Origin of the sequence: Exiguobacterium sp. s132 (assembly GCF_018617235.1) — a bacterium.
In the GTDB taxonomy this organism is placed as follows: domain Bacteria; phylum Bacillota; class Bacilli; order Exiguobacteriales; family Exiguobacteriaceae; genus Exiguobacterium; species Exiguobacterium profundum.
In genome coordinates, this window is record NZ_JACSJU010000002.1 from 148,353 (window position 1) to 173,732 (window position 25,380).

The following is a 25,380-nucleotide window of genomic DNA, read 5'->3' on the forward strand; positions in this document are numbered from 1 at the left end:
GATGGACCAATATAAACAACTGGCAGAGACGATTGTGCAGCATGTCGGTGGGAAAGATAACGTCAAAAGTGTCTTTCACTGTGCGACACGACTGCGTTTCAAATTAAAAGATGAATCAAAGGCAAATGCGACTACGCTGAAGGAACAAGACGGCATCATCACGGTCGTTCAAAGTGGAGGACAATTTCAAGTCGTCATCGGGAACAATGTACCATACGTCTACAAAGAGGTTGTCGATGTTGGTGGTTTCCAGACATCTTCGACTGATGATGAAGAAAAATCAGGAGTATTCAACCGATTGATTGATGTGATTGCTGGAATCTTTACGCCGATTCTCGGACCGATGGCAGGTAGTGGTCTGTTGAAAGGGTTACTCGCCATCCTTGTCGCGTTTGGACTATTGACAGAAGAAATGGGCACATATGTCGTCTTGAATGCCGCGGCGGATGCACTATTTTACTTCCTACCCGTGATCTTAGGACATTCAGCGGCTAAGAAATTTGGTGGGAACCCGTATATTGGGATGATTATCGGTGGGGCGCTTGTCTATCCATCGATTGTGGCCATTCAAGGAGCCGGGGAGGCCTTGACGTTCCTCAATGTGCCTGTCGTCTTAATGAGTTATGCGTCTTCGGTTATCCCGATTATTTTGGCGACATACGTTTCTTCAAAAGTCGAAACATTCTTTAACCGTCATACGCATGAAGCTGTACGAAACTTCACAACACCGATGATGGCGTTGTTACTCGTTGTCCCGTTGACGTTTTTAGCAATTGGACCGGTTGCGACGTATGCGAGTCAAGGTTTAGCGAATGGTTACTCGTTCTTGTATGAGTTGAGCCCAACCATCGCCATCGCGTTCATCGGTGCGTTCTGGCAAGTGCTTGTCATGTTCGGTCTCCATTGGGGACTTGTACCAATTATAATCAATAACTTATCGGTTGTTGGTACGGATACGATTGTTGTCGGTGTATTGATGGCCACGTTCGGTCAAGTAGGGGCAGTTCTAGCTATTACCTTAAAAGCCAAAAACCCGAAAGTGAAAGGATTAGGAACATCTTCCACGATTGCAGGTGTGTTTGGAATTACGGAGCCGGCTATCTATGGCTTGACGCTTCCCCGTAAAAAACCATTTGTGTTTGGGGTTGTGGGTGGAGCGGCTGGTGGTGTCGTAGGAGGTTTGTTCGGTACGGCGGCTTATGCGATGGGAGGCCTCGGAATCTTTAGCATCCCAGTCATGATTCCTCCAACGGGTGTCGATTTAGCCTTCTATGGAGCATTTATCGGAATGGCGGTTGCAACAGTAGTCGCTCTCGTCTTGACGATGGTCTTCCACAAAGAAGAAACGACCGTCGAGTCGACAGAAAAAGTGGTTGTACAATCAATCTCTGAACAAGTCGGCTTTCCTGTATCGGCTCCATTGAAAGGAGAAGTCGTGTCGCTTGAAACGGTTCGTGATGAAGTGTTCTCAAGCGGGGCGATGGGGAAAGGGATTGCGATTATGCCTTCAGAAGGCGCGGTATATGCACCGTTTGACGGAGAAATCGTCACGGTCTATCCATCGAAGCATGCAATCGGTCTTCGATCTGATACAGGTGTGGAAGTATTGATTCACATTGGATTAGATACGGTCAAGCTAAATGGACAGTATTTTGAAACGGTCGTTACGGACGGTCAGAAAGTGACAGAAGGAGAACTGCTCGTCCGATTCGATATAGATGCTATCGCTCGTGAAGGGTATGACACCATCACCCCGATTATCGTAACAAACACCGAACATTATCTCGATGTCTTACCGGTTTACACAGGTGTGGTTGAAGCCAATCATGGCGTATTGCGTGTCATTGTATAACAAAGGAGGAGACAGTATGAAACAAGTATCAAGTGAATTTCTATGGGGCGGGGCTACTGCGGCCAATCAGTTAGAAGGTGGTTATCAAGAAGGTGGTAAAGGACTTTCGATTGCTGACGTGATGCCAGGCGGAAAACAGCGAATGAAGATTATCCATGATCCGACGTTTGATTTTGAATTACATGAAGAGTATTCATACCCGAACCATGAAGGAATCGACTTCTATCATCGTTATAAAGAAGATATTGCCCTCTTTAAGGAAATGGGATTCAAGACGTTCCGCATGTCAATTGCGTGGTCACGAATTTTCCCGAACGGAGATGAAGTGGAACCGAATGAGGAGGGACTCCAATTCTATGATCGTGTGATCGATGAATTAGTCGCCCAAGGCATTGAACCACTCGTGACCATCTCCCACTATGAGATGCCCCTACATCTTGCGAAGCATTATGGGGGATGGCGAGACCGTCGCTTAGTCACATACTTTGAACGATACAGTCGTGTCTTGTTCGAACGTTATAAAGGGAAGGTCAAATACTGGTTGACGTTCAACGAAATCAACGGGGCACAGTTCATGCCGATGCTCAGTCTAGGGATTGCGGTTCGGGAAGAAGAGAATACGTTACAGCTCACCTATCAAGGATTGCATCACCAACTGGTCGCAAGTGCCCTTGCGACAAAGGCGGCCAGAGAGATTGACCCATCGATGCAAATCGGATGTATGCTCATTGCGGCTCCGGTTTATCCGTATAGTTCAAACCCGGATGATGTTTGGTATGCTCACGATGCAGAACGGATGATGAACTTCTTCTGCGGAGACGTCCATGTACGCGGCAAATATCCGAGCTTTGCGAAACGATTCTTCCGAGACAATGGCATTGAACTCGCCATGGAAGATGGCGACCTTGATATCCTCAAAGAGAATACTGTCGACTTCTTCTCACTCAGTTACTACATGTCGCGCACTGAAAAGGCTGAAAAAGGTCAGGATGAGGCGGAAGGTAATATTATGAGCGGGGTCAAGAATCCATACTTACAGGCGAGTGACTGGGGATGGGAAATTGATCCGACAGGACTCCGCGTCATCTTGAACAAGTTATATGAGCGTTATGAGCTCCCATTATTCATCGTTGAAAACGGGCTAGGTGCTTATGACAAAATTGAGTCGGACGGAACGATTCATGATGACTATCGCATCGATTACTTACGTGATCACTTGAAAGGGATGATGGATGCAATCGACGATGGAGTCGAAGTGATGGGATACACGAGTTGGGGGTGTATCGATTTAGTGAGTGCTTCGACAGGTGAGTACAGCAAACGGTATGGTTTCATTTACGTGGATCGACATGACGACGGTACCGGTACGTTAGAACGAAAACGGAAAGAGTCGTTCTTCTGGTATCAAGAGGTGATTCGTTCACAAGGTGCGAGCTTATACGAAGAAGAATCAGTCAAATGAAAAAGCGGCCTCGGCCGCTTTTTCATGCTTTCGTGATTTTTCGCAATAAGATGATCGCGAGACTAATGCCCCCAGCGATCAACATATACAAGATAATTTCCATCCAAGTGTTCATTCGTCGTCTCCATCCGCAAAGATTGCGAGCTCCCCTTGTGGCATCGCGACCAACAGATAGGCGTCTCCACCAAGTGGTCTCGCGTCCCCTGCTTGCCAGCACTCAAAGTGTTCTTGATATCCATTGATGAAGAGAAGGGATCCGGATTCAAATTCCAGTTCGAGGTGGGGGTGTTCGTCACCGAGACGTACTTGATGGATGCGCTCTCTTCTTAAGCGCATGAGCTGTTCGAGTTGTTCACCTTCGTCAAACGTATTTTGCGTCGCATGGACATGCCACGGTCCCTCGATGGAGATCCAAGATTCCAGTCCTTGACGACTGAAATAGAGAAGATGATGGTTCGGACCAGAACCGAAATCGATTCCGACAAAAGAAGAGGCGGTAAAGAGGTGATGCAAAATAGATGTCGCTTGTTCGTGCTCTGTGGTAGACACACCGTCACCTCACTTTAAAGAGTTGTTATCATTATCATTTCACGTTACCACGCTAAAGTAAACGAATCTAACTCAATCTAGAAAAGAAACTGTAGATGATTCGAAAAGTATAATATTGATTTATTTCACATTTCTGTATACGAAAAAAACGGACATTCACGATGAATGTCCGTTTTTTTCAAACCTCATTATGCTTCGACAAAGGCAGCGCCGATCACGCCCGCATCTCCTGACAATTGAGTGAGGCAGAGACGCGTTTTTCCACTAGCATGTGGATACATTTTATTCGAGACTGCTTGTTGTAATTCGTTCCAAAATAATGAGGCCGACATCATGACGCCGCCTCCTAATACAATCACATCAGGATCGACAGTATGAATGATGTTAGCTAGTCCGCTAGCCAGTTCCTCGACGAAGTGATGGCGGTACTCGTCATCTGATAATAGCGAAGGGACGTTTGTATATCCTTTTTCGCTTGCGCGACTCATGAGCGCGGTACCACTTGCGAGTGATTCGAGAGAGCCTCGATTCAGTACAGGATGAACTGGTCCGTTCGAACGGATAATCATGTTTCCGATTTCACCGGCACTGCCGTTCGCCCCTCGAATGATTTGATGTTTATAGACATAACCGCCACCGATTCCAGTGCTGACTGTTACATAAAAAATAGCATCGAAACCTTTTCCTGCCCCAAATTTGGCTTCTGCGAGAGCTGCCGCGTTCGCATCGTTTTCAAGGGTGACAGAAAAGCCGAGGCGCTGTGTTAAAGGCTCAACGATTTTTTGATTGTGCCAATTCGGGAGGTTTGGAGGCGTTAAAAACATCCCTTGTTTCAAATCGAGTGGACCGGGAGCCACAATCCCAACATGCCGGATATTGAATTCAACATTGAATTGATGAATCGCAGTCTCAATAGATTGTAGTGCCTCTTCGAAAGGAAGTTGAGGCTGCGTGTTAAACGTGAGTTGTTTCATTACTTCACCTTTGAGTGAAACAGCCGCAATCCGAGTGTTCGTCCCTCCTAAATCAATCCCGATTCGGACAGCTTGTTTTTCATCGGAAGGAACACCAGTCACTAGACAAATCGCTTCTCCCTCAATCAAGAACGACTCATTGGCCGGGAGAAGGAGTGTACCTCCCGTAGGTACTTCCATCTCATCAATGATTAATGTTCCTTGCACGACAGATAGTAACCGGAACGTGTCGGTCGAAATCTTTTCTTTCGCTGTAACATGCCATTTTTCCACGAAGAAGAATGGATTCTTCGTCAAACGTGTTCGAAAGTGATCGAGTTGACGGATTGGTTCACTATAGCCAAGGTGAGGGACGAAAGAAGCGAGAATGCCCTTTTCTACGTGAAGTTCACGTGAACGACCGGTCGTCACATCCAGTCGCTCGTAATCGTATAGACGATAGGTTGTGTCCGAACTTTGTTGAATTTCCAGTACGCATACCCCTTTTGTCAATGCATGGACCGTTCCAGCTGGGACATAGAAAAAATCACCGGCATGAATCGATTTTCGTATCAAGCCGTGTTCCAAATCGCCTGTTTCAAGCGCTTTGTTGAAGTCTTCTGAGGTGGCATAGGAGTGACCGTAAATGAGTGTCGCATTTGCTGGAGCATCGAGAATATACCAACATTCATTTTTTCCATATGATTCGTTTTCGAGTTGTTCCGCTAACGAATCATCAGGATGAACTTGAATAGACAAATCATCGTTCGCATCAATCCATTTAATCAGTAGCGGAAACACGTCCGCTTTAATTTGAAACAACTCTGGATATTGTTGATAGAGTTCACGCAAAGAAAGACCAACGTAGGGTCCGGAAGCAACGGCTGAACTACCTTTTTCTAATGCAGAAGCCGTCCAAGCTTCACCGATCGAAGGGTCATTGAAATCGAAACCAAATTGCTTCAGACGCTCCCCTCCCCAAAGTCGCTGTTGATAGTGTGGTTTTAAAAGAATAGCGCTCATATCCTGTCCTCCTGTTAATTTGATATACACTTATGAATTTAAAAACTAAACAAAGTTTAAATCAAGTATAGACATGAAATAAATCATGTGTATAATAAAACATGTAACCGATTTCAAATAAGGAGTGAGGACACATGAAGAAAATCTTATTAGCGTGTAGTTCAGGGATGTCGACGAGTTTACTCGTAACGAAGATGAAAGATCATGCCACATCAATCGGGGATGAGGCGAAGATTTGGGCAGTCGGTCAAGATCAGGTCGTAACCGAGATGGACGAGGCAGATGTGATTTTGATTGGTCCACAAATGCGTTTCTTGTTGGATAAATTGAAAGCGCAAACATCAACACCGATTGAAGTGATCGATATGATGGCATACGGCACGGCGAATGGAAAAGCTGCATACGAACAAGCGATGAAATTAATGGGGTGAACAACGTGGAACAGGTAGACGAGTTAACCTTGGAGCAAATGGCATTCATGATGATTTTGCACAGTGGCAATGCGAGAAGTACGATTCAGGAAGCGATTCAACTGTATAAAACGAGTTCTTATGAAACGTTCGAAGAAAAGATTGATGAGGCACGTGGACAATTAAAAGAAGCACATCAAACACACTTTTCACAAATCCAAAGAGAAGCGAATGGAGAAAAAACAGACGTCTCTTTATTGCTTCTTCATGCAGAGGACCATTTAATGTCTACGCAAACAATGCTTGATTTGACAGCGGGTTTGGTCGAAATGGTCGAACAAAAGATTGTAAATCCTAATCAAGAAGGGTGAATCATATGTCACAGGACAATAAGATGTTCAACATGATCAGTAAACTGCTCATGCCGATGGCGACCTATTTAAACAACAGTCGCTATTTACAAGTATTGCGAGATGCATTCATGCTCGCTTTCCCGATTACCATGTTTGGGTCAATCATCGTCGTCATTGCAAACCTGCCGTTCCTCGACCGTTTCATGTCCGAGAGTACACTCAGTGTATTTAAAACATCACTCGGAAACGCACCATCTGCAACGATGGGGATTATGTCTATCTTTGTCGTCTTCGGTATCGGGTATTATCTATCGAAAAGTTATCAAGTCGAGGCTGTCTTCGGAGGAGCAATCTCGCTCGTGTCTTTCCTTCTCTTAACGCCTTTCTTGATTGAAGTTGACGGTATGTCAGAGGCAGTCGGGAATGTCCTTCCGTTGGATCGCCTTGGAGCGAAAGGGATGTTCCTTGCGATGATTACCGGATTCCTGTCCGGTGAGATTTATCGATTTGTCGTTCAAAAGAACTGGACGATTAAGATGCCGGATGGAGTACCGCCAGCTGTTGCGAAATCATTCTCAGCACTTGTTCCTGCATTATTAACCTTGACTGTATTTTTAACATTCAACATCATCGTGACGAACTTATTCAATACGAATCTTCATGACGTCATTTTCAACGTCGTTCAGCAACCGCTTGTGACATTAGGGAATGGTCTCATTCCAACGTTGATCGCAATCTTCTTCGTTCAGCTATTTTGGTTCTTCGGACTCCACGGTCAGGTCATCGTCAACTCGGTGATGGACCCGATTTGGAACACATTATCTGTGGAAAACTTGACGGCTTATACCTCGACTGGAGATGTTCCGAACATTATCAGTAAACAGTTCATCGAAATTTACACGGTAGGGCTTGGTGGTTCCGGATCTACACTTGCTGTCGTCGTGGCCATCTTGTTGTTCTTGAAATCGAAACAGTTGAAACAAATCGGGAAACTATCCCTCGGACCTGGACTATTCAACGTAAACGAGCCGGTCATCTTCGGACTTCCGATTGTTATGAACCCGCTCATCATGATTCCATGGATTGTCGCACCGCTCGTGACGGTAACGGTCACATATTTCGCGATGTCGACAGGCTTAGTCCCACCACCAACGGGTGTCGCTGTTCCATGGACTGTTCCAATGTTCTTGAGTGGTATCATGGCGACGAACTCGCTTGCCGGAGGTCTTCTTCAAATCGTGAACTTCTTCATTATTTTGGCGATTTGGTTCCCGTTCTTGAAATTTATCGACCGCATGAACTTGAAAAAAGAGTTAGAAGAATCAACAGATAAACAAGAAGCAGTGTAAACAAATAGAGAAAATAGAAATAAGGGAGAGATAAAAGATGACGAACCCGACACAAACACGAATGAAAGAGCAAAAGACCTATCAATTTCCGACAGATTTTTGGTGGGGAACGGCTTCTTCTGCTACACAGATGGAAGGTGCTGCTTTTGAAGGTGGAAAAGGATTGAACATCTGGGATTACTGGTACATGCAAGAGCCGAATCGCTTTTTCAATGGCGTAAGCGCAACAGAGGCTTCAAACTTCTATCATTTGTATGAAGAAGATATCGCATTGATGAAAGAACTCGGGCATAACACGTTCCGTTTCTCCATTTCATGGTCACGTCTTTTTCCAAAAGGTGTCGGGGAAGTAAATGAAGAGGCAATCACATTTTATAACAATGTCATCAATTGCTTAATCGATCATGGTATCGAACCGTTCATCAATCTGTATCACTTCGATATGCCGATGGCGCTTCAAGAACAAGGTGGTTGGGAATCACGGGAAGTCGTGGAGGCATATGTCACCTTTGCGAAGACATGCTTTGAGTTGTTTGGTGACCGCGTCGAGAAGTGGTTCACGCATAATGAACCGATTGTACCGGTAGAGGGTGGATATTTATATGATTTTCATTATCCAAACGTTGTTGATTTCAAGCGAGCTGTCCAAGTAGCGTACCACTCGATCTTATCGAGTGCGAAGGCAATCGAAGCGTATCGTGACATGGGACAATCTGGGCAAATCGGGATCATCTTAAATCTGACACCCTCATATCCGAGAAGTCAGCACCCAGCTGATTTGAGCGCAGCGCGCATTGCTGATGCGATGTTCAATCGCTCGTTCCTCGATCCATCTGTTTTAGGCACGTTCCCTCAAGAACTAGTAGAAGTACTGAAGTCTGAAGATGCGATGCCACAGATGGAAACAGGCGATCTTGAACTCATTCGAAAACATACAGTCGACCTGCTTGGCATCAACTATTACCAGCCGCGTCGCGTGAAAGCAAAAGCATCACTGCCGAATCCGGACGCACCATTCTTACCGGAAAACTTATTTGATTTTTATGAGATGCCTGGACGTAAAATGAATCCATATCGTGGATGGGAAATTTACGAAAAAGGAATCTATGATATATTAATCAATCTAAAAGAAAACTATGGTAATATTCCTTGCTTCATTTCAGAGAATGGAATGGGGGTCGAGGGTGAAGAGCGTTATCGTGACGAGAACGGAAGTGTCCAAGACGATTATCGAATTGATTTCATTCGCGAACATCTGAAATGGATGCATCAAGCGATTGAAGAGGGTTCGAACGTAAAAGGCTATCATCTTTGGACGTTCATGGACAATTGGTCATGGAGCAATGCTTATAAAAATCGCTATGGATTTGTAGGCATTGACTTAGATACGCAACAACGTACTGTAAAAAAATCAGGGCACTGGTTTAAACAGTTGATTGACGCTAATGGTTTTACAGAATAATGAAGTAAGCTGACAAAGACTACTCTTTGTCAGCTTTTTTTGATATATTGTACATATATGTCTATACATGAGGTGCTATATGTCTACTAAGAAAAAACCGAAATATGAAACCATTGCTGATGAAATTCGTAAAAGAATTATTGAACACGTTTATCCGCTAGAACATGCATTACCTGATGAAATCCATTTGGCCCAAGAGTTTGGGGTGAGCCGAATGACGATGAAACGTGCGCTTGAGATTCTCGTCATGGAAGGGCTGATTTATCGTAAACGTGGTAAAGGAACATTCATTTTACAGTCGAGCTTCCAAAAAGATCGCATCAACGTGATTAGTAAAGAAACGAGAGGGCTGACTCAAGTAATCGGAGATCGCTCGTTACGAAGTGAAGTCCTGAATTTTGAGGTAAAGTTTCCGTGTCAGGAAGTCGCCAATCATCTCATGATTGAGCTGACAGAACCGGTCTATGAAATACGTCGTGTGCGTTACGTAGACGATGAGCCGTATGTCATCGAATTGACGTACATGGTTGCTAACCTCATTACAGGAATCACACGTGAAATTTTGGAAAAATCCGTGTACGCGTATATTCAAGAAGATCTGGGTTATACGATTACAAGCTCGCATAAAGTGATTCGAGCAGATAAACCGGATGAGTACGATCAAGCTTACTTGAAGAATGATATCACTGAACCGATTATCGAAGTCGAGCAAGTGGTCTATTTAAGTAACGGGAAACCGTTCGAGTATTCGTTTGCCCGTCATCGATACGATAAATTTGTGTTTTCATCGGTCAATATTGTGAAGTAAAAGTCGCCGCGATGGCGACTTTTTCGTAAGGAGGACCCATCGTGGATGTGAAAATTGAACAAGCAGGATACGAGATAAGCGAGCCCGTCATCCAAGACATTTCGTTTGATGTACGGGCAGGTGAGATTTTAGGGGTGATTGGGTCGAATGGTGCGGGAAAAACGACTACCATCGCCTGTCTTACCGGAACGATTCCTTGGATGAAGGGAACGGTCGAGATGGAACGCTATGCGTTTATCCCGGAACAACCGGTCTACTATGATTATTTGACGCTATCTGAACATATCGCACTCGTCCAAGAATTAACGGGAATCGATTCCACAGAAAAAACGGAGGAGTTGCTACAGCTATTCCGGTTAGAGCATGTGACCGATCGGTATCTCTCCTCTTTTTCAAAAGGGATGAAACAGAAGGCGATGATTCTATTGGCGCTCATTCAAGAAGCGCGGGTATTGATTGTCGATGAACCATTTATCGGATTGGATGCGACGACGACGATTCAGTTACTTCGACTGTTAGAAGCGGAGCGTACGAGGGGGGCAAGTGTCTTATTAGTCACACACGTTCTTGATACGGCCGAGCGATTATGCGACCGATTCGTATGGATTGATGATGGACAACTGCTCGCGAGTGGGACGAAAGTGGAGATTCGTGAAGCGCTCGATACAGAGGGGATGACCTTGTTTGACATGATGGAAGATGTGGCGATGCGATGATTGCGAAACGATTGTTTTGGATGCGTGTCTCCCGGTACATAAAACAGCAATGGAAGACGGTCCGATTGATTGTCGACTGGACGATTTTTTTATACGGTGTCCTTCCTCTTCTCATATGGGCAGGCTATTCCTACTGGCAAGTCTGGGAAGGGAACTTCCCCTGGTTAGGTGACATCCCTTATTTTCTCTGGGCACTTCTGATTGGATGGTTCATGTGGCAAGACCGTATGTTTGTCTGGATTGAGCGTGCCGATCTCATCCTTGTGTCAAACCGGAGCATGATTCGGGATTTAAAAAGGTATTCGGTTTGGTATCAACTTACGCAACACGTGATTCAATATGGATGCTATCTGCTGTTGCTTGCACCGATTCTATACGTAAAAGGAAGGGACGTGGGCGAGATTCTCACGTTTGGGGCTGCACTTTTTCTACTCGCTTGGTGTCACGTATGGGTCCAGTATCATCTACGTCTCCGACACGCCCATCTCATGAAGCGATTTTTAATCGTACTCCTTGCTTTTGTAGGCGTGTATGCGTTATTGATTGAGTCGATATTGCTTAGTGTGTTGATCGGAAGCATCATGGTCACATTTGCGTTATACGTAGGGGAAGGATGGGTGTCGAAACATCCGAGTGTCGGTCGAGAAATTGAAATCGGAGAACGTGAGCGTGCCTCATTCGATCGTGTCCTGTTGACGACGTCAGGAGCCATCGAGAAGACGAGTGAGCGGAAACGTCCCTTGTATCGACCGAGACCGAATCGCTTCGGCACCGTCAGACGGACGATGGCACTCCTTATGTACTTCAGAACGCCGAGTCATCGGAATTTATGGTTTCGACTCATTCCGCTCGGGATCACGAGCGTGATTCTTCTCCCAAGTTGGTTCAAACTAGTGGTTCCGATTTATCTGTTGTATGTCGCCTATCAAGAACAGACGTCGTTCACGAGAGAAATGGAGCGACATCCATTCTTTCAATCCATTCAAGAAAGAGGTTCATCATGAACGAACAGCAGTATGAGCAACTGTTACAAATCGAGACGGCCAAACCTCAGCAAGGATTCCCGTCCTCAGCCGAGTATAACCGTTATGAACCGACTCCTTACGAAGCACTCGATTTGCTTCGGGATGCGTATCCGTTAGAGTCCACAGATACCATCGTGGATTTCGGTTCGGGAAAAGGACGTCTGCCGTTCTATTTAGCGTATACGTTTCGTGTCAGGGCAATCGGTGTCGAGATGGACGGTGGATTTCATGAGGAGGCACTTCAAAATTGGATGAGCTATACGAAGAAACATCGTAATCGGGGAAGTGTTCAATTGGAACAGGGATTCGCGGAGGGATTCATGATTCCACCGGATGCGAATCGATTCTACTTCTTTAATCCGTTCTCGGTGAACGTCTTCCGCCAAGTGATTGCCAACATCATCGAATCTGTTGAAACGGTTCCTCGCCCGGTCGATGTGATTTTATATTATCCGGCGGATGAGTACCTCCATTATTTGAACGACGAGACGCCTTTTCAGTACGTACAAACGGTGCGATTGCCGCTGAAGAATCTTCATGAGCGATTTTTGATTTATCGGTTTGATATGATGGAGTCATCTTGGTAATGGAGGAGTGAGCACGATGAAAAAGAAAGACATTTTAGAAGCGTATCGTTGGCGTCAAGCGACGAAAGCGTTCGATGCGGATCGTAAAATCAAAGAAGAGGACATGGAGTTCATTTTAGAGACGGGACGTCTTTCGCCGAGTTCGTTCGGATTCGAGCCATGGCAATTCGTCGTGGTGCGTCGGGAAGATTTACTCCAAAAGATTAAAGATCATGCATGGGGAGCGCAAGGTCAGGCACTGACTGCCAGTCACTTTGTATTGATCCTCGCAAGAACACCGAAAGCCATGCGTTACGATTCGGACTATATTCGTCATATCGTGACGGGTGTACAGGGCCGGACGGAAGAAGAATACGCACAGCGCGTGAAACGGGTGCAGGAGTTCCAGGAGGACGACTACCGTCTCTTAGACGATGAGCGTGTCTTCCAGGAATGGATCAAGCGTCAGACATATATTCCGCTCGGAAACATGATGACGGCTGCCGCACAAATCGAGATCGATTCATGCCCAATTGAAGGGTTCAATCAAGAGGAAATCGATGAGTTGCTCATCTCAGAAGGTGTGATGGAACGTGGGGAATGGTCACTTTCAGTCATGGTCGCATTTGGGTATCGAGCGCGCGACTTTGCACCGAAAACACGTCGTGATTTTAACGAAGTCGTCAAATATATCGGATGAAAAAAAGGTCAATCGCCTCCGCGATTGACCTTTTTGAATTATTTCCAGTCTGTGATGCGGTCGACTGGGAAACGGACTGATGGGTAACCTTCTTCGGCTGCTTTCCCGATAGAGAGAAGCATGACTGGGAGGTAACGCTCTTTGTCGAGACCGAACGCTTCAGCGATGTTCGCTTTATCATATCCACCGATTGGGTTTGTGTCATATCCGTGTGCGCGTGCGACGAGCATAAGCTGCATCGCAACGAGACCTGAATCGAGCATGATGCTATCTTTGATCATTTCTTTCGGTGCATCTTTGAAGATGCCTTTGATCATGTCGACTTGACGGTCACGGACCTCAGCCGGCATCATACCGCGCTCTACTGCTGTATCGAAAATCTCTTCTGTGTAATCTGCCATCTGATAGTCGGCGAAGAGTGCGATCACAGCTGAAGATGTTTCCACTTGGCGTTTGTTGAAGCTTGCGAGCGGGAGGAGTGTTTCTTTTCCTTCTGCGCTATCGATGACGACGAAGCGCCATGGCTGTAAGTTAAGTGATGAAGGAGCTGTTGTTGCTTCTTCAAGAATTTGTGTCATTTCTTCTTTTGAAATTTTGACGTTCTCATCGTATACACGAATCGAGCGGCGTCCTTTGACAATCTCCATAAAGTCTTTTTGTGTGGCAGTGTTCATATTGTAGTCTTCCTTTCATGGTCAATAGTATCTTGTAACATCGTTAGGGATGCTAATAACTGATGTTGATCCTCTACCTTCATGTTGACAAAAAGTCGGTCCGTTAAGCACTCTTTTTGCTCAGTCCAATGTGCAATTTGTTCACGACCATCGTCTGTCAATTCGACATAGATGACACGGTTGTCTTGTTCACAGCGTCTCCGCGTGATGAGTCCTTGTGTCTCTAACTGTTTCAAGTGTCGGGTGATGGCGGCATGGTCGACATCGACGCGTTGCTGCAATTCACGTTGCCGCAATGGACCGACATGATACAAGTTGCTTAAAATGTCATAGCGGCTCAAGCTGAGCCCGTCCATTTCAGAGTCGAATAATTGCCCCAATTCTTTTTGTACGGTGATGATGTGATAGAGAATTTGATCCCGAAGCGAGCAAGAATCTCGCATGCACATCGCCTCCTCAAATCATTGATGACTCAATCATTGATGGGTCACACAATGTATAGTAAACCCATCCTGACGATATTTCAAATAAAAAGTTTTAAAAAATAGGTTGTCAAACTGTTATATAATAATCTATATTATAACCAACTGATATATAACAATGATTAAAGGAGGATGTGAACGCTTGGAACACTATGAACGACTAAATACGTATCATATTCATGAGAAACTGATTGAACTTGTGAATAAAAACGTTCTTGAACCCCATGAAATCAATGATTTTTGGGAAGGGGTCGAATCGCTTCTTGAGCGTTTCATTCCAGTGAATCAGACACTTCTGGAGCAGCGCAAGACATTCGAGCGATTGTTACAGGAGTGGTACAGTCGTCAAGACGAAGTCGATCCAACCGAGTACGAGACATTTTTAACATCGATCGGCTATATCGAACCGGTAGTCGAAGATTTTCAAATCGACGTGTCGAATGTCGATCGCGAAATCGCTCATCAAGCGGGACCGCAACTCGTCGTACCGTTAGACAATGCCAGATATGCACTCAATGCCGCCAATGCCAGATGGGGGAGTCTCTACGACGCCCTTTATGGGACGGACATGATTGACGAGGCAGACGGCATGGAAAAGGGGCGAACATATAATCCTGTTCGCGGAAATGAAGTCATTCGGTTAGCTAAACAGTTTTTGGATGACACGTTCCCACTGTCGTCCGGGTCACACAGAGACGTATCACGATATGTCGTTCGTGACGACGTCGCCTACGCGGTGATTGGAGACGAGGAGCATTTATTCGCTTATGATTCCTTCGTCGGTTATACCGGCGAACCGAACGAGTTGAAGACATTGATGCTCCAGCACCATGCCTTGCACGTCGAACTTCAATTCGACCGCGAACATCCAGTCGGCAAAGTCGATCCTGCTGGACTGATGGACATCGAGCTTGAATCAGCCCTCTCCGCTATTGTGGATTGCGAAGACTCGGTCGCAGCCGTTTGCGCAGAAGACAAAGTTCATCTGTATCGTAATTGGCTCGGTCTAATGGATGGGACGCTTGAAGCCTCGTTCCAAAAAGACGGGAAGCGACTCTCTCGGCGTTTAAACGAAGACAAGCGTTTGATTGGAAAAGGTGGGGCGGAAGTCGTCCTCCCAGGACGCGCGCTCTTGTTCATTCGGAACGTTGGACACTTGATGACGACGGACTTGATTCTTGATGCAGAAGGTCGCGAGGTACCAGAGGGGATCGTTGATGCCATCTTTACTTCATTGATTGCAAGTCGCCATCTTCATCGTCGTCTCAACTCTCGGGAAGGATCGATTTACATCGTCAAGCCGAAAATGCACGGCTCTGAAGAAGTGGCATTCACCAATGTTTTGTTTGATGCCGTGGAAAATCTGCTGGACCTTCCTCGCTATACGTTAAAAGTCGGCGTGATGGATGAAGAAAGACGAACGTCGCTCAACTTGAAAAATTGTATCGCGCAAGTAAAAGAACGGGTCGTCTTCATCAACACGGGCTTCCTTGACCGGACGGGAGACGAGATTCATTCTTCGATGACGCTCGGACCGATGCGTCGGAAGGGAGAAATGAAGACGTCACCTTGGCTCGCTGCATATGAACGGTTAAATGTATCGATCGGTCTCGAGAGTGGGTTCCATCATCAAGCACAAATCGGAAAAGGGATGTGGGCGATGCCCGATCGGATGCAGGACATGATGCGTGAAAAAGTGGCACATGTACGGTCCGGGGCAACGACGGCATGGGTGCCTTCACCGACCGCGGCGACGCTCCATGCGATGCACTATCATCAACTTGATGCTTTTGATGTACAGCGAGAATTGTTGAAACAGCCTGTTTTAAAACATGAACGACAACAGCTCCTTGAGATTCCACTCGCGACGCGCATCTATTCGCAAGAAGAGATCAAAGAAGAGCTTGAGAACAATTTGCAAGGATTGCTCGGGTACGTCGTTCGTTGGGTCGAACAAGGTGTCGGTTGTTCGAAAGTGCCGGATATTCACCATGTCGGACTGATGGAAGACCGGGCGACACTCCGAATTTCGAGCCAACACGTGGCCAACTGGTTGCATCACGGCATTTGTTCAGCAGAACAAGTCGAGGTCACCCTTTATCGGATGGCACGAGTCGTCGATGAGCAAAACGAGTCAGACTCGCATTACCGGCCGATGACACCGAACGTCGATCAATCGATCGCCTATCAGGCTGCCCACGAACTTGTATTTCATGGGTTGAAACAACCGAACGGGTACACGGAACCAATCTTGCATCGTCGTCGCCGTGAATTTATGAAACGTCAAACTGTGGAGTTAAACCTTAAAGGAGGAACCTCATCATGACAACGAAAAAAATGGAAAGCGAACAGTTGATTGAACGTTGGGTCGTCCGCCGCATCGTATCTGGAGAATCGACAGCATCTTTGGCGAATACGGCATTCGTATACGGCAACGACTTGATGCGTCTCGTCTTGGACCGGACAGATGGGTCGCTCCAAATCATGAAAGAGCCGATCGATGAAGTTGTCGTTTTCCGCAAGCCGGAAGATCGGGACGAAGAAAATGTTTGCCGTTGCTGCGGGATGGAACATTCGACGTTCAAGGCAGCGTTGGAGTGTTGTGCTTACCTTGACTAAACCATTTATTTCGCATCATCTGTTATATAACAAATTAAATTTATTGAAGTTAATATAATACAGGAGGGTATATTGATGAAAAAACGCGAAGAATTGTTGAACAGCTGGAAGTCAGAACGATTTGAAGGGGTAGAACGTCCATACTCTGTAGAAGACGTCATGAAATTACGAGGGTCTATCGTAATTGAACATACACTTGCGACAAAGGGAGCGGAACGCCTGTGGCAACTGATGCACGAGCGTGACTACGTCCATGCACTCGGTGCGTTGACAGGGAACCAGGCGATTCAGCAAGTGAAGGCAGGACTCGAAGCCATCTATTTGAGTGGTTGGCAAGTAGCGGCGGATGCGAACTTGTCAGGTCACATGTATCCGGACCAGAGTCTATATCCGGCCAACTCGGTGCCAAGTGTCGTCAAACGAATCAACCAAGCGCTTCAACGTGCTGACCAAATTCAAACGGCAGAAGGGAAAGGCGACACGCATTGGTTCGCACCGATTGTCGCGGATATGGAAGCCGGTTTTGGTGGGGTGCTCAACGTATTCGAATTGACGAAGGCGATGATTGAAGCGGGAGCTGCCGGCGTTCACCTTGAAGACCAGCTCTCGTCTGAGAAGAAATGTGGTCACCTCGGTGGGAAGGTGTTACTCCCGACGCAGACGGCTGTGAAAAACTTGATTTCGGCTCGACTCGCGGCAGACGTCATGGGTGTCCCGACAATCATCGTAGCGCGGACAGATGCGCACGCGGCGAACTTGATCACGAGCGACATCGACCCAATCGATCATCCGTTCATCATTGGAGAGCGTACGCCGGAAGGCTTCTATCGTACGGAAGCTGGTATCGAGCAAGCAATCGCTCGTGGTCTCGCTTATGCACCGTATGCAGACCTCGTCTGGTGTGAGACGTCCGAACCAGATTTGGCAGAGGCACGTCAATTTGCCGAAGCGATTCATGCGAAGTATCCAGGCAAACTTCTCGCTTACAACTGCTCGCCATCGTTCAACTGGAAGAAGAAGTTGTCAGACGAAGAGATTGCTACGTTCCAACAAGAAATCGGCGCAATGGGATACAAGTTCCAGTTCGTCACACTCGCTGGATTCCACGCGCTCAACTTCGGCATGTTCGAGCTCGCACGCGGTTACAAAGACCGTGGCATGGCAGCGTACTCAGAATTACAACAAGCAGAATTTGCGGCTGAAGTACATGGTTACACGGCGACACGTCATCAGCGTGAAGTCGGAACGGGTTACTTCGATGAAGTCTCGCTCGTCATCTCAGGTGGGCAATCATCAACGACAGCGCTCGCAGGTTCGACCGAGACTGAACAGTTTGAAACACCGTTGCATTGAGCGATGCCCCTCGACAAGAGGGGTTTTTTGTGTCCAAATTTGGAACACCTGCATCCTGTTCACTTAAATGTGACGTATTTCACATTTTTGTTGTCGAACTCTTGCTACGCTGAACATGTCAAAATGAATATGGAGGTTATGACAGATGACACAGACATTCACGGGCGATACGCACGTATCTGAAATCGTCAAACAATGCCCGCAAGCGGCAGACATTTTCAAACGGAACCGAATCGATTTTTGTTGTGGCGGCAACCGACCACTCGCTGAAGCGACTGACAAATCGAAACGGTCGACGGAAGACATTTTAGAAGAAGTTAATGCGCTCTATCAACGTAAGCAAAAGATGAACGAGAAGAGCATCGATTGGGATGCCGCTTCTTCTTCGGAATTGATTGAGCACATCATTTATAAGCATCACCAATTTTTGACGGACGAATTGCCACAGCTCACACCATATGTGACAAAAGTGTTCCGGGTCCACGGACAAAATCATCTGCACCTCGGACGCATTCATCAACTGTTCAATCAATTGAAAGTGGAACTTGAACAACATATCGTCAAAGAAGAGACAGAAGACTTCCCGACGTTGCTTCGTCACGAGACCGCACCGACAGCTGAAACGAGACGGGAGCTTGATGACATCTTGGCCTCGCTCGAGTCAGAACATGCAGCAGCCGGGGACATTTTAAAAGAGTTGCGTCACATCACAAACGACTATACGCCGCCTGAAGGAGCGTGTGGGACGTATCGTCTTGTCTATCAACGGTTAGAAGCGCTCGAATCGGATACGTTTGAACACATTCATCTCGAAAACAACATTTTATTCCCGCGGGCGCGCGCGTTCGCTTAAGCAGTGGCACACCCCTACTTACGTAGAGGTGTCTTTTTGTGACGTTTGATACAGATGGGAGGCAAATCAATCGCTACGATAAAGGGGAGGCAAAGGAGTGATTAATCATGAAACGGGTGAGTGAAGTCATTGTAGGGGTGACGGTCGCCTTATTACTAAGTCAAGTCTGGTCGAGTTCAGATTCGGAGGACACCGTGACCATTTTGGCGGCGGCAAGCTTAGGACCGGCTTTAGAAGCGGTCGAGCGACAACTTGAAGCAGAGTTCGATGGGATCGATGTTCGAGTCGTGACGAACGGGAGCGGCGCCTTGCGAGCACAAATCGATCACGGGTCTCCGGCAGATATCTTTTTAGCCGCGAGCGTTGATGATGTCGACCGACTACAAATCCCGATTCTAGAGCGGGATGCGTTCTTGTATAACGAGCTGTGGCTCGTGACACCGAAAGGGAAACCGTGCGCGGAGACATGGTACGACTTAAACGCATGTGCTCGGATCGTCATCGGTGACCCGGTCAATGTCCCGGCCGGTCGCTACGCGAAAGCGGCGCTAGAAGTGGAAGGCGTGTGGGAAGAAGTGGAACCGCGAATCATGTTCGCCCAGAATGTAAGACAAGTATTGACGCTCATCGAACAAGGCGACGCCAATGCGGGATTCGTCTATAAGACGGAACTGACGACGGACGTCGAGTCGCTTCAGTCGGTCCCGTTTGAAGCGACGGGTACGATCGCGTATCCGGCGGTCCGGTTGACGCACAACCCATACGTACACGATGTGTACGCGCGTTTGTTTGACGATGATATCCAAGCTCACTTTTTAGCGAAAGGATTTTCTAAATGACGCAACATCCACTTCAACTCACATTCGAAGTCGGGATGATGGCGACGGTGAGCGCCTTCGTCCTCGCCTTCGGAGCGGCTTATTTCATGCATCGCCGTCAATTCAAAGGAAAGCGGCTGCTCGAGACGGTGTTTTTACTGCCGCTCATCTTGCCGCCGACAGTCATCGGACTATACGCTTTGATTGTCCTCGGGAACAACGGGATCGGCGGATTGTTACCGATTACGATCTTGTTCACAAAACAGGCGAACATCATCGCATCCGCCTTGGCCGCGTTTCCGCTCATCTACCAAACGATTCGTCTCGGTCTTAAACAACTCGATGCGGAATGGTATGAGGCCGGACGCGTGCTCGGTGGGTCAGAGCGCCAACTGTTCACCTACGTGACGATTCCGCTGCTGTTACCTGCGTTGACGAGTGGGTTTGTCCTTGGTTTCGCACGGTCAATCGGCGAGTTCGGGATCACGATGATGATTGCCGGAAATATCCCGGGCGAGACGATGACGCTCGCCACAGCGATTTATGTGGCGACAATCAACGGTGATATGACCCAGGCGTTCGTCTGGAGCGGGTGGTTAGTTGGTTTGGCGTTTTTAGTCCTCTGGCTAAGTGAACGTTACGGCAAGCGTTCATATTAGTCGATCACGTCGATTTTTTTCACATAAGACCGGTTCGGAGTATTTAAGATACTCGGACCGGTCTTTTTCCAAATGTGGACGTGGTCCCCGACAGTGATTTGCTCGAACGTGGCTTTCACTTGAAACTTGAACCAGCTTACGTCTTCCGGTTCACTTTGCGCGAACAAAGTGTCAGGAGAGAGCATGGCCTCTTCTGCTGTAATTCCGCTGATGACGAGTGCGGTGCGGTCAGATTCATTTATTTCAATCACATACCCCTCGACATCTGGTTCGGTCGTCGCTCGATTGGCGAAGACGAAACCGATGGAAAAGACGACGAGCATGGCCGCGATGGTGAGGAATAACATGATTTTAAGCGATGATTTCATAAGGGAACGCCTCCTTCGTTCATTATTCTGTCACGTCTCGAATCGCTTATCTGTGAAAAAAGTAACAGTTAAGTCGAGATGTCATCTTTATGATGAAACTATGAAGTCGCTCGGAAAGAGAAGGGGGAACACATATGTCCGATCGTTATTTTTATTCGACCGCCGCAAAGTGGTCGTTCGTAGGATTCACCGTCTTGGTGCTCTCGACATGGATCGCCTCGGCAGGATTTGAGCACGTAGACATGGCGCTGTTCGGCTACTATATCGCCGCCGTCATTTGCATGATTGGGATGGTCGTCCGCTTGACGTTATTTTTTGCACGGCCGGCCACCTCACAAGTATTGAAGCGGAGCCTCAAACAAATGAAGGCAGAAAAGAAACGGGCCGGTAAAGCCGTCGCCACGACAACTGTCAATAACATCGTCTTACAGAAGTTCATCTGGGAACGTGGCTGGTACCGCTGGACCCAACATATGTTGATTGCCTGGGGATGTCTCGGGTCGTTCGCCATCACATTCGGGCTGACGTTCCAATGGATGCGGTTTGATTTGATTGATATCGAGACGTATCAGATTGTCGTCTTTAACATCCCGACCATCAAGATGGCTGCGCACGGGTTGTTCGCGGAGCTCGTCTATAACGGGTTGAACATCACCGCGCTCATGTTGCTCGTCGGCGTGCTCATGGCACTCTATCGCCGGATCAACGACCAGGACGTGAAAGTGACCCAGCGGTTCGAATTTGATATTTTACCGCTCCTCATGTTGCTCATCGTCACTGTCTCGGGGTTGTTGTTGACCGTTTCGTACGTGTTCTTCGGAGGCTTCATCCATCACGAGCTCGCCTTGTTCCATCAATTGACCGTCATCATCTTTTTATGTTACTTCCCGTTCGGTAAACTGTTCCACTTGCCGGTCCGACCGATGGCGGCCAGCGTCCCGATGAACTACCGGGAAGTCGAAGCGGATGAGACCCGTGTCTGCGCCGGGTGCGGGACACGTTATGCGACGGACAATCAAGTCGAGGACGTCCAAGCGATTTTGCAAGCACAGACGATCCAGCTCGGGCTCAGTGACGGGACCCAGCTCTCCGATTACTGCCAACCGTGTCGACGTTCGATGCGTGTGAAGATGCAATTGAACTTGATGAACGGACAGTTACCGACACACCCGGTCGATACGAACACAGGCATGTCGATGCCAGGATTCGGCCGACCGAAGAAGACGAAAGGTGAGGCAAAAGATGAGACACCTGTGCGTTAAGTGCGGCGAACCGACCGGCACGCTTGAAGAGATTGAACAAGTGAAACAATTGCTCGAAGGGTCGGACCAACTCGTGAAAGTCGATGCGGCGCACACGGTCCAAGACCTCTGTCACGGCTGTCGTCGTCGGGCCCGGCTCGATTCGGCGCTCGGACGGCCTGGAAGTGACGGGATGCATTATCCGCTTCAAACGATTAACGGCTATCACGTCAGTGGATTTTCAAAACGAAGAGCGGAAACGTTCTATGGAGGGGAAGACGATGAGTGACTTTTTAACGTCGCCAGAAGTACAGAACTTAATCAAACCAGGCGAAAAATTGATTACAACCCATTGCTGTTACTGTGGCATGCAGTGCGGCATGCATATCCGGGTCGATGAGAAAACCGGGGCCGTCAAAGGCGTTGAACCACGCTACGATTTCCCAGTCAATAAAGGAAAACTTTGTCCGAAAGGCGTCACGGCCTATCAAACGATCGAACATCCGGACCGCATCATGACTCCGCTCATCAAACGGAACGGCAAGTTTGAAAAAGCGACATGGGAAGAAGCGCTCGACGTGATCGAAGCAAACTTTAAACGCATTCAACGAGAGCATGGGAAAGATGCGGTGTCCGTCTTCGGCGGCGTCTCGATGACGAATGAAAAATGTTACCTCGTCGGGAAGTATGCCCGGGTCGCACTCGGCACACGGTTCATCGATTACAACGGTCGCTTCTGCATGTCGTCAGCTGCCGGCGGTTTCTTGAAGACACTTGGGATTGACCGCGGAGCGACGCTTCCATGGACGGAGTTCGAGCACGTCGACACATTCTTTGTCGCCGGTTCGAATATCGCCGAATGTCATCCGACGACGACGCAACATATTTGGAAGGCGAAAGACAAAGGCGCAAAAATCATCGTCGCCGACCCGCGTGAAATTCCGATGGCGCGCGTCGCCGATGTCCATCTCGATTTGAAGCCAGGGACGGATGCGGCGCTTGCGATGGGACTGCTCAATTTTTTAGTCGAACACGATTATGTTGATCAAGCGTACGTGGATGAGCGTTGCGATAACTATGAAGAATTGAAAGCGTCAGTCCGAGACTGGACGCTCGAACGGACGAGTGAGGTGACCGGTGTCGCCATCGAAAAACTCGAGAAGGCCGGTCATATTTATGGGAAGAGCCCACGTTCGGTCATGTTGTTCGCTCGCGGCGTCGAACAACAGTCAAAAGGCGTCGACAATGTCTCGCTCTATACGTCGATGGCGCTCTTACGAGGCATGATTGGGAAGTTTGCTTCGGGCGTCGCCACGATGACGGGGCAAGGGAACGGGCAGGGTGGACGAGAACATGGACAAAAAGCAGACCTGTTACCAGGCTACCGAAAATTAACTGATCCGAAAGCCATTGAATATGTGAGCGGGGTTTGGGGCATCGATCCTTCCGAGATGCCAAAACCAGGTGTGTCCGCGTTCGAAATGTTCGATGAGATTCAAGCGGGAACGATTCGGGCGATGCACCTCATGTGTTCGAACCCAGCCGTTTCGGCACCGAACCTTCCGTACGTGTGGGACAGTTTCAACAAACTCGATTTCTTCGTCGTTAGTGACTTCTTCATGTCGGAATCTTGTGAGTTCGCTGATGTCGTCTTACCGGCTTGTTCGTGGGCCGAAGACGAAGGGACGACGACAAACTTAGAAGGACGAGTCATTCGGATCCGGAAAGTGCGCGAACCGCTCGGGGATTCGCTTCCAGACTGGGAAATCATGAAGCGGATCGCTGAGCGGATGGGACGCGGACAGTACTTCCCGTATGAGACGGCGCGTGACATCTGGGAAGAGTTCCGCATCGCGACGAAAGGTGGAGCGGCTGACTACTCTGGGATCACATGGGAACGAATCGACGACGAGTATGGTGTCTTTTGGCCATGTCCGTCCGAAGATCATCCCGGCACACCGACGATGTTCAAAGAACGGTTTGGAACGGCGAATGGAAAAGCAAATTTGCCTGTCGTCACATATCGGCCGGCCGGTGAATATGCGAATGAAGAATATCCGGTCACGCTCACGACAGGTCGGGTCGTCTTCCATTACTTATCGGGCAATCAGACGCGCCGTGTCGACTTCTTGAGCACGATGTCAAAACTGCCGTTCGTGGAGATCCATCCGGAGTTAGCATCAAGTTATGGCCTTCAAACGGGCGACAAAGTCGAGCTTCGCACACGTCGCGGGTCGATTGTCGTCGAAGCACGTTTGACGAAGGCGATTCGAAAAGATACGGTCTTCGTCCCTTATCATTGGGGCAAGGAGCTTGCCATCAATCAATTGACGAACCCGTGTCTCGATCCGATGTCACGCATGCCGGAGTTCAAGGTATGTGCGGTACAAATGAAAAAGTTACCGGCCAACACCCCGTTACACATTAATCCGTTGACGGTCCCGCTCGGATCAAGCGTGCCGTTCATGGCGGACCATGCGATTGCGACGAGCTGTCACGTCATGGATGAGGAGGTTCATACGAAATGAATAAGGTCATGTATTTAGAGTTTGAACGTTGTATCGGCTGTCGGGCCTGTCAGGCAGCTTGCCGCGAATGCGGGGACCACGAGGGGCTCGAGCGCAACTATGTGGATTATATCGATTTCTCGGAGAACCGTCAGACGTTCCCGATGATCTGTATGCAGTGTAAAAATCCGGCTTGTGCTCAAGTATGTCCGGCGAATGCGATTCAAATCACGCCAGAGGGCGTCGTGTTATCGGCTTCAGAAGAAAAATGTATCGGCTGCCGGAACTGTACGTTCGCTTGTCCGTTCGGGATTCCGAAGTTCGACTTTGAGAAGAATAAGATGTATAAGTGCGACATGTGTTACGACCGCTCCAAACATGATATCGCGCCGATGTGTGCGTCGGTTTGTCCGTCGGATGCGATTCGCTTCATCGACCATGACGAGATGATGCAACTCCGTCGTCAACGCGTCCAAATGAACATGATCGAAGGGAAAAAGCCTTCGCAAGACGATAAATGGAATTACGTCCCTGAATTCTTTGGCGTCTATTCCGATTGAGATGGAAAGGAAGATGAC

General features: G+C 47.9%; 26 protein-coding genes. 21 read left to right on the plus strand and 5 right to left on the minus strand.

What is annotated here, in order from left to right:
* Position 1: 1 nt before the first annotated feature.
* The gene (locus tag KNO78_RS11370) at positions 2–1,852 is read left to right on the plus strand and encodes a beta-glucoside-specific PTS transporter subunit IIABC (protein WP_074035084.1); all 1,851 of its coding nucleotides are present in this window, start codon (positions 2–4) and stop codon (positions 1,850–1,852) included.
* 16 nt (positions 1,853–1,868) lie between these two features.
* Positions 1,869–3,314 (plus strand): glycoside hydrolase family 1 protein, encoded by a 1,446-nt coding sequence (locus KNO78_RS11375; RefSeq protein WP_074035082.1) that lies wholly within the window; start codon positions 1,869–1,871, stop codon positions 3,312–3,314.
* A gap of 111 nt (positions 3,315–3,425) precedes the next feature.
* Here KNO78_RS11375 and KNO78_RS11380 read toward each other — a convergent pair whose 3' ends face one another.
* Positions 3,426–3,863: a hypothetical protein gene (locus KNO78_RS11380; RefSeq protein WP_047795794.1), complete on the minus strand. Its 438-nt coding sequence runs from the start codon at positions 3,861–3,863 to the stop codon at positions 3,426–3,428.
* 188 nt (positions 3,864–4,051) lie between these two features.
* Positions 4,052–5,839, minus strand: a complete 1,788-nt coding sequence (locus tag KNO78_RS11385; protein WP_214691361.1) for a type I phosphomannose isomerase catalytic subunit — start codon at positions 5,837–5,839, stop codon at positions 4,052–4,054.
* Positions 5,840–5,973: 134 nt separating this feature from the next.
* On the opposite strand from KNO78_RS11385, the gene KNO78_RS11390 reads away from it, so the two are divergent.
* From KNO78_RS11390 to KNO78_RS11430, 9 genes are all read left to right on the plus strand, one after another.
* The gene (locus tag KNO78_RS11390; protein WP_015880368.1) at positions 5,974–6,270 is read left to right on the plus strand and encodes a PTS sugar transporter subunit IIB; all 297 of its coding nucleotides are present in this window, start codon (positions 5,974–5,976) and stop codon (positions 6,268–6,270) included.
* Between the two features lie 5 nt (positions 6,271–6,275).
* Positions 6,276–6,620 (plus strand): PTS sugar transporter subunit IIA, encoded by a 345-nt coding sequence (locus KNO78_RS11395; protein WP_041917964.1) that lies wholly within the window; start codon positions 6,276–6,278, stop codon positions 6,618–6,620.
* A gap of 23 nt (positions 6,621–6,643) precedes the next feature.
* Positions 6,644–7,951 (plus strand): PTS cellobiose transporter subunit IIC, encoded by a 1,308-nt coding sequence (celB, locus tag KNO78_RS11400; RefSeq protein WP_041918122.1) that lies wholly within the window; start codon positions 6,644–6,646, stop codon positions 7,949–7,951.
* Between the two features lie 37 nt (positions 7,952–7,988).
* Complete coding sequence (locus KNO78_RS11405) at positions 7,989–9,413, plus strand: glycoside hydrolase family 1 protein (RefSeq protein WP_374193985.1); 1,425 nt, start codon at positions 7,989–7,991, stop codon at positions 9,411–9,413.
* A 79-nt stretch (positions 9,414–9,492) separates the two neighbouring features.
* A complete protein-coding gene (locus KNO78_RS11410) occupies positions 9,493–10,221 on the plus strand; it encodes a GntR family transcriptional regulator (RefSeq protein WP_074035076.1) in 729 nt (242 codons plus the stop codon).
* Positions 10,222–10,262: 41 nt separating this feature from the next.
* Positions 10,263–10,937, plus strand: coding sequence for an ABC transporter ATP-binding protein (locus tag KNO78_RS11415; protein WP_214691360.1), 675 nt, complete (start codon positions 10,263–10,265; stop codon positions 10,935–10,937).
* On the plus strand, positions 10,934–11,941 hold the full coding sequence (locus tag KNO78_RS11420; RefSeq protein ID WP_214691359.1) for an ABC transporter permease: 1,008 nt from the start codon (positions 10,934–10,936) through the stop codon (positions 11,939–11,941). The genes KNO78_RS11415 and KNO78_RS11420 overlap by 4 nt, the downstream gene beginning before the upstream one ends.
* Entirely contained in the window at positions 11,938–12,549 is a 612-nt protein-coding gene (locus KNO78_RS11425; protein WP_211781939.1) for a class I SAM-dependent methyltransferase, read from the plus strand. The genes KNO78_RS11420 and KNO78_RS11425 overlap by 4 nt, the downstream gene beginning before the upstream one ends.
* Positions 12,550–12,565: 16 nt before the next feature.
* A complete protein-coding gene (locus tag KNO78_RS11430; protein ID WP_078146065.1) occupies positions 12,566–13,228 on the plus strand; it encodes an NAD(P)H-dependent oxidoreductase in 663 nt (220 codons plus the stop codon).
* A gap of 38 nt (positions 13,229–13,266) precedes the next feature.
* Here the strand turns inward: KNO78_RS11430 and KNO78_RS11435 are convergent, their stop codons facing one another.
* Both KNO78_RS11435 and KNO78_RS11440 read right to left on the minus strand, forming a co-directional pair.
* The gene (locus tag KNO78_RS11435) at positions 13,267–13,902 is read right to left on the minus strand and encodes a nitroreductase family protein (RefSeq protein ID WP_015880377.1); all 636 of its coding nucleotides are present in this window, start codon (positions 13,900–13,902) and stop codon (positions 13,267–13,269) included.
* Complete coding sequence (locus KNO78_RS11440) at positions 13,899–14,345, minus strand: MarR family winged helix-turn-helix transcriptional regulator (RefSeq protein WP_214691358.1); 447 nt, start codon at positions 14,343–14,345, stop codon at positions 13,899–13,901. The genes KNO78_RS11435 and KNO78_RS11440 overlap by 4 nt, the downstream gene beginning before the upstream one ends.
* A 181-nt stretch (positions 14,346–14,526) precedes the next feature.
* On the opposite strand from KNO78_RS11440, the gene KNO78_RS11445 reads away from it, so the two are divergent.
* The 6 genes from KNO78_RS11445 to modB all read left to right on the plus strand — a co-directional run bounded on the left by KNO78_RS11445 (position 14,527) and on the right by modB (position 20,686).
* The gene (locus KNO78_RS11445; protein ID WP_251127155.1) at positions 14,527–16,710 is read left to right on the plus strand and encodes a malate synthase G; all 2,184 of its coding nucleotides are present in this window, start codon (positions 14,527–14,529) and stop codon (positions 16,708–16,710) included.
* Entirely contained in the window at positions 16,707–17,003 is a 297-nt protein-coding gene (locus KNO78_RS11450) for a hypothetical protein (protein WP_031424308.1), read from the plus strand. The genes KNO78_RS11445 and KNO78_RS11450 overlap by 4 nt, the downstream gene beginning before the upstream one ends.
* Positions 17,004–17,078: 75 nt before the next feature.
* Positions 17,079–18,356 carry an isocitrate lyase gene (gene aceA, locus KNO78_RS11455; protein WP_015880381.1) on the plus strand — a complete coding sequence of 426 codons (1,278 nt, stop codon included), beginning with the start codon at positions 17,079–17,081 and terminating at the stop codon, positions 18,354–18,356.
* A 145-nt stretch (positions 18,357–18,501) separates the two neighbouring features.
* Entirely contained in the window at positions 18,502–19,209 is a 708-nt protein-coding gene (ric, locus tag KNO78_RS11460; protein WP_214691356.1) for an iron-sulfur cluster repair di-iron protein, read from the plus strand.
* Between the two features lie 107 nt (positions 19,210–19,316).
* Entirely contained in the window at positions 19,317–20,048 is a 732-nt protein-coding gene (gene modA, locus KNO78_RS11465) for a molybdate ABC transporter substrate-binding protein (RefSeq protein ID WP_015880383.1), read from the plus strand.
* Positions 20,045–20,686: a molybdate ABC transporter permease subunit gene (gene modB, locus KNO78_RS11470; RefSeq protein WP_214691355.1), complete on the plus strand. Its 642-nt coding sequence runs from the start codon at positions 20,045–20,047 to the stop codon at positions 20,684–20,686. Before modA ends, modB begins: the two co-directional genes overlap by 4 nt.
* Here the strand turns inward: modB and KNO78_RS11475 are convergent.
* Positions 20,683–21,054: a DUF3221 domain-containing protein gene (locus KNO78_RS11475; RefSeq protein ID WP_015880385.1), complete on the minus strand. Its 372-nt coding sequence runs from the start codon at positions 21,052–21,054 to the stop codon at positions 20,683–20,685. The two genes, modB and KNO78_RS11475, sit on opposite strands and share 4 nt — an antisense overlap.
* Positions 21,055–21,188: 134 nt before the next feature.
* Here KNO78_RS11475 and KNO78_RS11480 point away from each other — a divergent pair, with 134 nt between their 5' ends.
* From KNO78_RS11480 to KNO78_RS11495, 4 genes are read left to right on the plus strand one after another with little or no spacing between them, the layout of a single operon-like run.
* Positions 21,189–22,316 (plus strand): MFS transporter, encoded by a 1,128-nt coding sequence (locus KNO78_RS11480; RefSeq protein WP_214691354.1) that lies wholly within the window; start codon positions 21,189–21,191, stop codon positions 22,314–22,316.
* On the plus strand, positions 22,297–22,584 hold the full coding sequence (locus KNO78_RS11485; RefSeq protein WP_034780588.1) for a hypothetical protein: 288 nt from the start codon (positions 22,297–22,299) through the stop codon (positions 22,582–22,584). The genes KNO78_RS11480 and KNO78_RS11485 overlap by 20 nt, the downstream gene beginning before the upstream one ends.
* Entirely contained in the window at positions 22,577–24,823 is a 2,247-nt protein-coding gene (locus KNO78_RS11490) for a molybdopterin oxidoreductase family protein (RefSeq protein WP_015880387.1), read from the plus strand. Before KNO78_RS11485 ends, KNO78_RS11490 begins: the two co-directional genes overlap by 8 nt.
* Positions 24,820–25,362 carry a 4Fe-4S dicluster domain-containing protein gene (locus KNO78_RS11495; protein ID WP_015880388.1) on the plus strand — a complete coding sequence of 181 codons (543 nt, stop codon included), beginning with the start codon at positions 24,820–24,822 and terminating at the stop codon, positions 25,360–25,362. The genes KNO78_RS11490 and KNO78_RS11495 overlap by 4 nt, the downstream gene beginning before the upstream one ends.
* Positions 25,363–25,380 lie beyond the last annotated feature (18 nt).